This window comes from Buttiauxella sp. S19-1, from assembly GCF_022134725.1.
Lineage (GTDB): Bacteria > Pseudomonadota > Gammaproteobacteria > Enterobacterales > Enterobacteriaceae > Buttiauxella > Buttiauxella ferragutiae.
This window is the reverse complement of sequence record NZ_JAHWLU010000144.1, coordinates 1-10,549: the sequence shown is the minus strand read 5'-3', so window position 1 is coordinate 10,549 and position 10,549 is coordinate 1. Positions and strand designations below refer to the sequence as shown.

9 protein-coding genes are annotated in these 10,549 nt (G+C 51.1%); 7 read left to right on the top strand and 2 right to left on the bottom strand.

Annotated features, from left to right (window positions below):
* Positions 1-196: 196 nt before the first annotated feature.
* The gene (metK, locus tag MES37_RS21680; protein ID WP_237932620.1) at positions 197-1,351 is read right to left on the bottom strand and encodes a methionine adenosyltransferase; all 1,155 of its coding nucleotides are present in this window, start codon (positions 1,349-1,351) and stop codon (positions 197-199) included.
* A gap of 398 nt (positions 1,352-1,749) precedes the next feature.
* Between metK and MES37_RS25005 the strand changes: the two genes are divergently transcribed.
* From MES37_RS25005 to speB, 4 genes are all read left to right on the top strand, one after another.
* The gene (locus tag MES37_RS25005; protein ID WP_422387207.1) at positions 1,750-1,914 is read left to right on the top strand and encodes a hypothetical protein; all 165 of its coding nucleotides are present in this window, start codon (positions 1,750-1,752) and stop codon (positions 1,912-1,914) included.
* Between the two features lie 103 nt (positions 1,915-2,017).
* On the top strand, positions 2,018-2,164 hold the full coding sequence (gene yqgB, locus MES37_RS21675) for an acid stress response protein YqgB (RefSeq protein ID WP_121814913.1): 147 nt from the start codon (positions 2,018-2,020) through the stop codon (positions 2,162-2,164).
* Positions 2,157-4,133 carry a biosynthetic arginine decarboxylase gene (gene speA, locus MES37_RS21670; RefSeq protein ID WP_074388524.1) on the top strand — a complete coding sequence of 659 codons (1,977 nt, stop codon included), beginning with the start codon at positions 2,157-2,159 and terminating at the stop codon, positions 4,131-4,133. Before yqgB ends, speA begins: the two co-directional genes overlap by 8 nt.
* A 263-nt stretch (positions 4,134-4,396) precedes the next feature.
* Positions 4,397-5,317: an agmatinase gene (speB, locus tag MES37_RS21665; RefSeq protein WP_064543574.1), complete on the top strand. Its 921-nt coding sequence runs from the start codon at positions 4,397-4,399 to the stop codon at positions 5,315-5,317.
* Positions 5,318-5,453: 136 nt separating this feature from the next.
* Here the strand turns inward: speB and MES37_RS21660 are convergent, their stop codons facing one another.
* Entirely contained in the window at positions 5,454-6,212 is a 759-nt protein-coding gene (locus MES37_RS21660; RefSeq protein WP_121814914.1) for a M48 family metallopeptidase, read from the bottom strand.
* A 264-nt stretch (positions 6,213-6,476) separates the two neighbouring features.
* Here MES37_RS21660 and tkt point away from each other — a divergent pair, with 264 nt between their 5' ends.
* The 3 genes from tkt to MES37_RS21645 all read left to right on the top strand — a co-directional run.
* Positions 6,477-8,468: a transketolase gene (gene tkt, locus MES37_RS21655; RefSeq protein ID WP_237932619.1), complete on the top strand. Its 1,992-nt coding sequence runs from the start codon at positions 6,477-6,479 to the stop codon at positions 8,466-8,468.
* Between the two features lie 343 nt (positions 8,469-8,811).
* The gene (gene cmtB, locus MES37_RS21650) at positions 8,812-9,255 is read left to right on the top strand and encodes a PTS mannitol transporter subunit IIA (protein ID WP_121814915.1); all 444 of its coding nucleotides are present in this window, start codon (positions 8,812-8,814) and stop codon (positions 9,253-9,255) included.
* Between the two features lie 22 nt (positions 9,256-9,277).
* On the top strand, positions 9,278-10,549 hold a 1,272-nt coding region (locus MES37_RS21645; RefSeq protein ID WP_237932618.1), incomplete at its 3' end, for a PTS mannitol transporter subunit IICB.

Sequence of the window (10,549 nt, the reverse complement as noted above, 5' to 3'; positions counted from 1 at the left end):
CTTTTAGATTGCTGACAAAGGTCATTAAACAGGTGTTGTAGGGGGGATAAGCGATAGCGCCATCCACCATTTTCGCCTGTTGTTGCAGATAAAAGTGTCGGATGACGCTGCGCTTATCCGACCTACGTAGAGGTTTGTCATCGGTCTTAAAGACCAGCAGAGCGCTGGCCTTTAATGTCTGGAGCTCTGACGGATTTTACTTCAGGCCGGCAGCATCACGCAGCAATTCTGCTTTGTCGGTTTTTTCCCAAGGGAAATGCTCACGACCAAAGTGACCGTATGCGGCAGTTTCTTTGTAGATTGGGTGCAGCAGATCCAGCATCTGAATCAGGCCGTACGGACGCAGGTCGAAGAACTCGCGCACCAGCAGAGTCAGTTGTTCGGTAGAGATTTTCTCGGTACCGAAGGTTTCAACCATGATAGAAGTCGGTTCTGCCACGCCGATGGCGTAAGACACCTGGATTTCACAGCGGTCAGCCAGACCCGCAGCAACGATGTTTTTCGCCACATAACGTGCCGCGTACGCCGCAGAACGGTCAACTTTAGACGGATCTTTACCGGAGAACGCGCCGCCACCGTGACGAGCCATACCGCCGTAGGTATCAACGATAATTTTACGACCGGTCAGACCGCAGTCACCCATTGGGCCACCGATAACAAAACGGCCTGTTGGGTTGATGTGGTATTTGGTGGAAGCGTTCAGCCATTCTGCTGGCAGAACCGGCTTGATGATCTCTTCCATTACCGCTTCTTGCAGCGTTTTAATCTGAACATCTTCGGAGTGCTGAGTAGACAGAACAACGGCATCAATACCGACGATTTTACCGTCGTCGTACTGGAAAGTGATCTGGCTTTTCGCATCCGGGCGCAGCCACGGCAGGGAGCCATTTTTACGAACTTCAGCCTGGCGTTGAACCAGAAGGTGCGCGTAAGTGATTGGCGCTGGCATCAGCACTTCGGTTTCGTTGGTTGCATAACCAAACATCAGTCCCTGGTCGCCCGCACCTTGTTCCAGTGGATCGGTACGGTCAACGCCCTGGTTGATGTCCGGAGACTGCTTACCAATCGCGCTTAACACGGCACAAGAATTGGCATCAAAGCCCATATCAGAATGCACGTAGCCGATGTCACGAATCGTTTGGCGAGTGATTTCTTCGATATCAACCCAGGCGCTGGTGGTGATTTCACCGCCAACCAGAACCATGCCGGTTTTAACGTAAGTCTCACAAGCTACGCGTGCTTTTGGATCCTGCTCGAGGATCGCATCGAGGACCGCATCAGAGATTTGGTCAGCGATTTTATCGGGATGCCCTTCTGATACAGACTCGGACGTAAAGAGGTGCTTGGCCATATTTTATTCACCCTAAGAGAATTAGGTTAGTGCAGACTGCCGCTAATTGGCGCTCGTATCAGTGCGATGTACTGATATTCGGAGTTTTAGCCACAGGATTAATTTCAGGCAGTCTAACAGTTAATCGGTATAGATGGATTAACATCTGGACGGCTATTCTAGGTTATCCCTTAATCAGATTACCAGTGATTTTTCTACCCGCAAGTTTCTAAGCATAATCTTGGATGGCAATTTTTACTGACAGTGCCGCAAAGCAGGGATTTTTGTTTTGCAATTTTTGGCTGTTATCGGTATAAAGCGGCGCGCGCGGCTCATTCAACAAGCACACATTTCTACGTGTTGCCCACTTCCAGCCGGGTTGAGCAAATTTCTTAGCTTTGGCTTGTCGCATGCCCTAAATGGTATGTGTGGAGGTGTCAGGATTGAAAAACCGCTGTAATTCACAGAATCTGGCTCACCAGTCTGGTGCGCATTTGCCTCTCTCAATAAGCATCTCTTTGCTGCATTCCTGCCGATGTTATACCCATCTCGGCGCTTCTCAGGACTCTCGGGCCGGTTTTTAAACCCGTGAAATTCTGAACAAGGGCTCTCTTGTCATCGATAAGAGTATTCTCGTGGTTTCGCCGATTCGTTCTACGAAGCTCGGTTACGTGTTTTTACAATGATATGAAAAAGAAACCGGTCGCACAGTTTGTCTGTCAGCGTCTTATGCTGCCGATACGCGCTGTTAATGGGTTGTTATTGCGGGATACCCCTGCGATAGTAGTCAACTGTTTTGCACATTCGTTTAAATTTGAGGTTCGCCATGTCTGACAAAATCTCTTCTGTTTCGGGTTCGTCAGTGGGCGAGCAGGATGTACACCGCTCCATGCAGGAGGTTGCCATGAGCTCCCAGGAAGCCAGCAAAATGCTGCGTACTTACAATATTGCCTGGTGGGGCAATAACTATTACGACGTCAACGAACTCGGTCACATTACCGTTTGCCCGGACCCTGATGTCCCAGAGGCTCGTGTTGATCTCGCTGAACTCGTAAAAGCCCGTGAAGCACAGGGGCAGCGTTTGCCTGCACTGTTCTGTTTCCCGCAGATTTTGCAGCACCGCCTGCGTTCAATTAATGCCGCGTTTAAACGTGCGCGCGAGTCTTATGGCTACAACGGAAACTACTTCCTCGTTTACCCAATCAAAGTAAACCAACACCGCCGCGTGATTGAATCGCTGATTCATTCCGGTGAGCCGCTGGGCCTGGAAGCGGGTTCTAAAGCCGAATTGATGGCGGTACTGGCGCATGCGGGCATGACCCGTTCGGTGATTGTCTGTAACGGCTATAAAGACCGTGAATACATCCGCCTGGCGTTGATTGGCGAGAAGATGGGTCACAAGGTTTATCTGGTCATCGAGAAGATGTCAGAAATTCGCATTGTGCTGGAAGAAGCTGAGCGTCTGAATGTGGTGCCGCGTCTTGGCGTGCGTGCACGTCTGGCATCGCAAGGTTCCGGTAAATGGCAGTCTTCAGGCGGCGAGAAATCAAAATTTGGTCTGGCGGCGACGCAGGTTTTGCAACTGGTTGAAATGTTGCGTGAAGCCGGTCGTATCGACAGCCTGCAATTACTGCACTTCCACCTCGGTTCGCAAATGGCGAATATTCGCGATATCGCCACCGGCGTGCGTGAATCAGCGCGTTTCTACGTTGAGCTGCACAAGATGGGCGTTAACATCGAATGCTTCGATGTCGGCGGCGGTCTGGGCGTGGACTATGAAGGCACGCGTTCGCAGTCAGATTGTTCGGTCAACTATGGCCTGAACGAATATGCGAACAACATCATTTGGGCGATTGGCGACGCATGTGAAGAAAACGGCCTGCCGCACCCGACGGTTATCACCGAGTCTGGCCGTGCGGTGACCGCGCACCACACCGTGCTGGTGTCTAACATCATTGGTGTTGAGCGCAACGAATACACCACGCCAACAGCTCCGGCTGCAGACGCGTCCCGTGCACTGCAAAGCATGTGGGAAACCTGGGGCGAAATGCACGAGCCGAACAACCGTCGCTCGCTGCGTGAATGGCTGCACGATAGCCAGAACGATCTGCATGATATCCATACCGGCTACTCGGCGGGGAGTTTCTCTTTGCAGGAGCGTGCCTGGGCGGAGCAGCTTTATCTGAGCATGTGCCATGAAATTCAGCGCCTGCTTGACCCTAGCAACCGCGCACACCGCCCGATCATCGACGAACTGCAAGAACGTATGGCGGATAAGATTTACGTCAACTTCTCGTTGTTCCAGTCCATGCCGGATGCGTGGGGTATCGATCAACTGTTCCCGGTACTGCCGCTGGAAGGTCTGAATCAGATCCCAGAGCGTCGTGCGGTACTGCTGGATATCACCTGTGATTCCGACGGTGCTATCGATCACTACATCGATGGTGACGGTATTGCGACAACTATGCCGATGCCAGAATACGATGCGGAAAACCCGCCGTTGCTGGGCTTCTTTATGGTTGGGGCATACCAGGAAATCCTTGGCAACATGCACAACCTGTTTGGCGATACCGAAGCGGTTGACGTGTTCGTCTTCCCTGACGGCAGCGTAGAGGTGGAGCTTTCTGATGAAGGCGATACCGTTGCGGACATGCTGGAATACGTTCAGCTTGATCCAAAAACTCTGCTCAAGCATTTCCGTGATCAGGTCAAACAGACCGATCTGGATGCCGGTTTGCAGCAGCAGTTCCTCGAAGAGTTTGAGGCTGGGTTGTATGGCTATACTTATTTAGAAGACGAGTAAATTACTCGGCGTACTTCGAGTCGCAGGGGTGTTGGCCGCACTCACTTACCCCAGTCACTTACTTAAGTAAGCTCCCGGGGATAAGCTCCTTTGCCGCCTACCTGTAACGCGAATTACTAGAGTAATTAGTATACAAATAAGGTTACATTCGGCGATAATCCGCCAACAAGCAGTCTGAATGAATCCAGTCCCTTCCTCGTCGGGTTAACGACGCGGAAGGGACTTTTTTTTGCAAATAATTACCATCATCGTGAGGTCAAACCATGAGCACCTTAGGCCATCAGTACGACAATTCCCTGGTATCCAATGCCTTCGGTTTTTTACGTTTTCCACTGAACTTCATGCCGTATGACAGCGATGCCGATTGGGTGATCACTGGCGTTCCTTTTGATGCGGCAACCTCTGGCCGTGCAGGCGGGCGTCATGGCCCTGCGGCTATTCGTCAGGTTTCTACCAACCTGGCGTGGGAAGGTAACCGCTTCCCGTGGAATTTCGACATGCGTGAGCGTCTGAACGTTGTTGACTGTGGCGACCTGGTTTATGCCTTCGGTGATGCGCGTGATATGAGCGAACGCCTGCAAGCTCACGCAGAAAAACTGCTGGCTGCCGGTAAACGTATGCTCTCTTTCGGTGGCGACCACTTCGTGACTCTGCCGCTGTTGCGCGCTCACGCTAAGCACTTTGGTAAAATGGCGCTGGTGCATTTCGATGCGCACACTGACACCTATGCGAACGGTTGCGAGTTCGACCACGGCACCATGTTCTACACCGCGCCAAAAGAAGGTCTGATCGACCCGAATCATTCTGTGCAGATTGGTATTCGTACCGAGTTCGACAAAGATAATGGCTTTACCGTGCTGGATGCAGGCCAGGTGAACGACCGTACTGTTGACGATGTGCTGGCGCAGGTGAAGCAAATTGTTGGCGATATGCCAGTTTATCTGACCTTTGATATCGACTGCATCGATCCTGCTTTCGCACCAGGCACCGGTACGCCGGTTATCGGTGGTCTGACTACCGATCGCGCGCTGAAACTGGTTCGTGGTTTGAAAGATTTGAACATCGTTGGTATGGACGTTGTAGAAGTGGCTCCGGCTTACGACCAGTCCGAAATTACTGCTTTGGCGGGCGCGACGTTGGCGCTGGAGATGTTGTATATCCAGGCGGCTAAGAAAGGCGAGTAATCAGGCTATTTTACTTGCCATTTTGAACCCGGGCAGTACTCGCCATCCTCACGTACTTTGTGTACGCTCCGGTGGCTGCGCGCTGCCCGAGTCCAAACTGCCTGCGACAATTACGCCTGAGGCAGTCATTTGAAAATTACTTCAGCCCATCTGCCGCCATACGGTCGCGAATATGTTGCGCACGTTCGGCTGAAGCCGGGTGGTCGTCAAGCATCGAGCTTTGGCGGCCTTCTTCTTGCTTCGCTAGCTTCTCAAAACTGGTTGCCAGGCCAATTGGGTTGATGCCACGTTTTCTCAACAAATCATACGAATAGTCATCTGCTTCGGATTCCTGACGCTGGGAGAACTGTGCATTTACCAGTTTCTCACCCAAATCGCCAAGCTGTGACTGTGACAAACTGCCAATCATTCCGCCCGCAGAGGCCGCTGCAACACGAGCTGCGTTAGTCCCCAGCGCCACCTGCATCCCTTTCTTCACATGGCCGAGCGCCACGTGGCCCATTTCGTGGCCGATAACCGCTTCGACTTCGTTATCGTTCATCATGTCCATCAGGCCGCTGTACACGCGGATACAGCCGTTGGCCATCGCAAAGGCGTTCACGTCTTTGGTGACGTAAACCTTGTAGTTCACCGGCATGCCGTTGATGTTATCGCCCAATGCCGCAGCGATTTTGTTCAGGCGTTGCGCATACTCGCTACTGGCCGGTGCGATAGACGCTTTGCTGTCCAGTTCGGCACAGGATTTGTCGCTCAGTTCTTTGACCTGAGCATCACTTAATGTGTACGCCTGAAAGACTTCAGCACCGGAAGCCAGCAGGCCGTTGGAATCCATATTCTGGCAACCACTCACCAGGACTGCAACGCTCAGGCTCAGTAAAATTGGGCGCATCTTCATGCCAATATCCTTAATAAATGACAACTACTCTGGGGGATCGAGCCACATATCGCTGGCTGGTGGCTTGAGTATAAAGAAGTTAACGCATGCTGCGCATCAACATGCGCAACATGCGAGCAGCTTCCAGAGATTTCTTAACCGGACAAAAGGATGCTCCATGTACATGGCACACGGCTTGCGGTACATTGATGGCAATTTTTTGGGCGTAGCCCATAACGCATAGTAGTCAAGGCCTGACCTTCAACCATCCGATCTGGAGTCAAAATGTCCTCTCGTAAAGAGCTTGCCAATGCTATTCGTGCACTCAGCATGGACGCAGTACAAAAAGCCAAATCCGGTCACCCGGGTGCCCCTATGGGTATGGCCGACATTGCCGAAGTCCTGTGGCGCGATTTCCTGAACCATAACCCGCAGAACCCTGCATGGGCTGACCGTGACCGCTTCGTGCTGTCTAACGGCCATGGTTCAATGCTGATTTACAGCTTGCTGCACCTCACAGGCTATGACCTGCCGATTGAAGAACTGAAAAACTTCCGTCAGCTGCATTCCAAAACTCCGGGTCACCCGGAAGTGGGTTACACCGCAGGCGTAGAAACCACCACGGGTCCACTGGGTCAGGGTGTGGCAAACGCAGTCGGTATGGCCATTGCTGAACGCACCATGGCAGCACAGTTCAACCGCCCTGGTCACGATATCGTTGACCACTTCACCTACACCTTTATGGGTGATGGCTGCATGATGGAAGGCATTTCCCACGAAGTTTGCTCGCTGGCGGGTACGCTGGGTCTGGGTAAACTGGTTGCCTTCTATGATGACAACGGTATCTCTATCGACGGCCACGTTGAAGGCTGGTTCACTGACGATACAGCGAAACGCTTTGAAGCCTACGGCTGGCACGTTGTGCGCGGCGTTGACGGCCACGATGCAGACGCTATCAAACGCGCTGTTGAAGAAGCCAAAGCGGTTACCGACAAACCTTCACTGCTGATGTGCAAAACCATCATCGGTTTCGGTTCACCAAACAAAGCCGGTACCCACGATTCCCACGGCGCACCTTTGGGTGACGCAGAAATCGCACTGACCCGTGAAGCACTGGGCTGGAAACACGCGCCATTCGAAATCCCGCAAGATATTTATGCTCAGTGGGATGCTCGCGAAGCAGGCCAGGCGAAAGAAGCGGCATGGAACGAGAAGTTCGCTGCCTACGCTCGCGCCTTCCCGCAAGAAGCCGCAGAATTTATCCGTCGTATGAAAGGCGACATGCCTGCTGATTTCGCAGCTAAAGCGCAAGAGTTCATCAAGAACCTGCAAGCTAACCCTGCGAAAATCGCCAGCCGTAAAGCGTCCCAGAACACCATCGAAGCATTCGGTCACTTGTTGCCTGAATTCCTTGGCGGCTCTGCTGACCTTGCACCGTCTAACCTGACTATCTGGTCTGGTTCCAAAGCCATCAACGAAGACCTGGCCGGTAACTACATCCATTACGGTGTACGTGAATTCGGTATGACGGCGATTGCCAACGGTATCGCGCTGCACGGTGGTTTCCTGCCGTACACCTCTACCTTCCTGATGTTTGTTGAATATGCCCGTAACGCGGTGCGTATGGCAGCACTGATGAAGCAACGCCAGGTGATGGTCTACACCCATGACTCAATCGGTCTGGGTGAAGATGGCCCGACTCACCAGCCAGTGGAGCAGCTTGCTGCCCTGCGTGTGACGCCGAACATGAGCACATGGCGTCCATGTGACCAGGTTGAGTCTGCGGTGGCGTGGAAATACGCTGTAGAACGTCACGACGGCCCGACCGCGCTGATCTTCTCCCGTCAGAACCTGGCACAGCAAGATCGTACTGAACAGCAACTGGCGGATATCGCCCGTGGCGCATACGTTCTGAAAGACTGCGCAGGCACGCCTGAGCTTATCCTGATTGCCACCGGTTCTGAAGTTGAACTGGCGGTTGCAGCCTGGGATCAACTGACTGCTGAAGGCATCAAAGCGCGCGTGGTTTCCATGCCGTCTACCGATGCATTCGACAAACAGGATCCAGCGTACCGCGAAGCCGTGCTGCCAAAAGCAGTGAGCGCGCGTGTTGCTATCGAAGCCAGCATCGCTGACTACTGGTACAAATACGTTGGTCTGAATGGTGCGGTTGTGGGTATGACCACCTTTGGTGAGTCTGCTCCAGCTGAACTGCTGTTCGAAGAGTTTGGTTTCACTGTTGCAAACGTAGTGAAACAGGCTAAAGCAGTTCTGTAATCGCTTCATGCTAGTTAAGCGGGTCGCTCAGGCGACCCGTTTTTTATGGTTATCCTCAATAAAACGGGTTGTCTTGCATTGCAAAAGTATAATCAATCAAGTATCAAATCGTGATCTTCATAGCATAATCGTAAATAACACAAAACATGAATTTGTGATCAGGTTAAAATTATTGCTATTGACATGTTTATATTTGTTTTTTTGTATTTTTAATTCTTTGAATTTATTGATTAAAATTTTTCTCACTCAATAAATAACATTTCCCCGCCCTCATTTGATTTATTTTCCACGCCGTCATACTTTAATTGAAAATAAAAACACCCTACAAAATGAGGAAGACAGTATGCGGTTAATAGATTATTTCCCTGATGCTGCCATATCTATAAAAAACTCTGCCGATGACTGGCAACAGGCAATAGATTATTCAATGGAAGTGCTATTGCAAAAAGGCTATGTCACCGCTTCATACATTGATGCAATTAAAAAGACCACCCAGGAAACTGGCCCATATTATATTCTGGCTCCTTTTGTTGCGATGCCTCATGCCAGGCCAGAATGCGGCGCAATTAAAACAGGTTTATCTCTTACGCTATTAAAAAACACCGTGGGTTTTGGCGATAACCACGAACCGGTGAAATTATTAATCGGGTTGTCAGCGGCTGATTCAGATGAGCATATCGGTGCTATTCAGGCATTAAGCGAAATGTTCTGTGAAGAATCAACAATTGAAGCTTTGCTGAATGCGAATACCGATCAGCAACTCAAGGATATTATCACTCAAGAGTAATCATTCTCTCGTCAGGATAAATATGAAAAATAAATCAGCTCGTGCCAAAGTCCAGGCTTTCGGCGGATTTCTTACAGCTATGGTTATCCCCAATATCGGCGCATTTATCGCGTGGGGTTTTATTACCGCGTTATTTATTCCAACCGGCTGGATGCCTAATGAACATTTCGCCAAAATAGTCGGCCCAATGATCACCTATTTGCTACCGGTGATGATTGGCTCAACCGGTGGCCATTTAATTGGTGGAAAACGCGGTGCGGTGATGGGCGGAATTGGTACCATCGGCGTGATAGTCGGTGCCGATATTCCGATGTTCATCGGTGCGATGATCATGGGGCCACTCGGCGGTTGGGTGATTAAAGTTATCGACCGCACGCTGGAGAAGCGTATTCCGCCAGGCTTTGAGATGGTGATTAATAACTTCTCATTGGGTATTGCCGGGATGTTGCTTTGCCTGTTTGCCTTTGAAATTATTGGCCCTGCGGTGTTAGTGGCGAACAATTTCGTGAAAGAGTGCATTGAAGCGTTGGTCAGCACCGGTTATTTACCGTTGTTGTCGCTGATTAACGAACCCGCGAAGATCCTGTTCCTGAACAATGCAATCGATCAGGGTGTTTACTACCCATTAGGCATGCAGCAAGCGTCTGACACCGGGAAATCTATCTTCTTTATGGTGGCGTCGAATCCAGGCCCTGGGCTCGGTTTGCTGCTTGGTTTTGCAGTGTTTGGCAAAGGAATGGCAAAAAAATCCGCACCAGGTGCGATGATCATTCACTTCCTGGGCGGTATTCACGAACTCTATTTCCCGTATGTTTTAATGAAGCCGTTGACGCTGATTGCCATGATTGCGGGCGGGATGTCCGGAATTTATACCTTTAATCTATTGGGTGGCGGCCTGGTTGCAGGGCCAAGTCCGGGTTCCATCTTTGCTTATCTCGCCCTCACGCCGCGCGGTGCCTTCTTTGCCACCATTGCCGGTGTCACCGTGGCGACAGCCGTTTCATTTGTGATTACCGCATTCATTCTGAAACTGGATCGCAGCAAAGAAGTCGAGAAAGAGGACAACTTTGATGAGACTGCCAGCGCCATGAAAGCGATGAAACAGGAAGGGGCGTGGAGTACCGGTCCAGTGAAATTGGTCGCGTTTGTTTGCGATGCGGGCATGGGCTCAAGCGCTATGGGAGCCACCACGTTTCGTAAGCGTCTGCAAAAACAGGGCATAGAAACAGAAGTTAAACACTACGCCATAGAAAATGTACCTGAACACGCAGAGATAATCGTCACGCATGCCAGC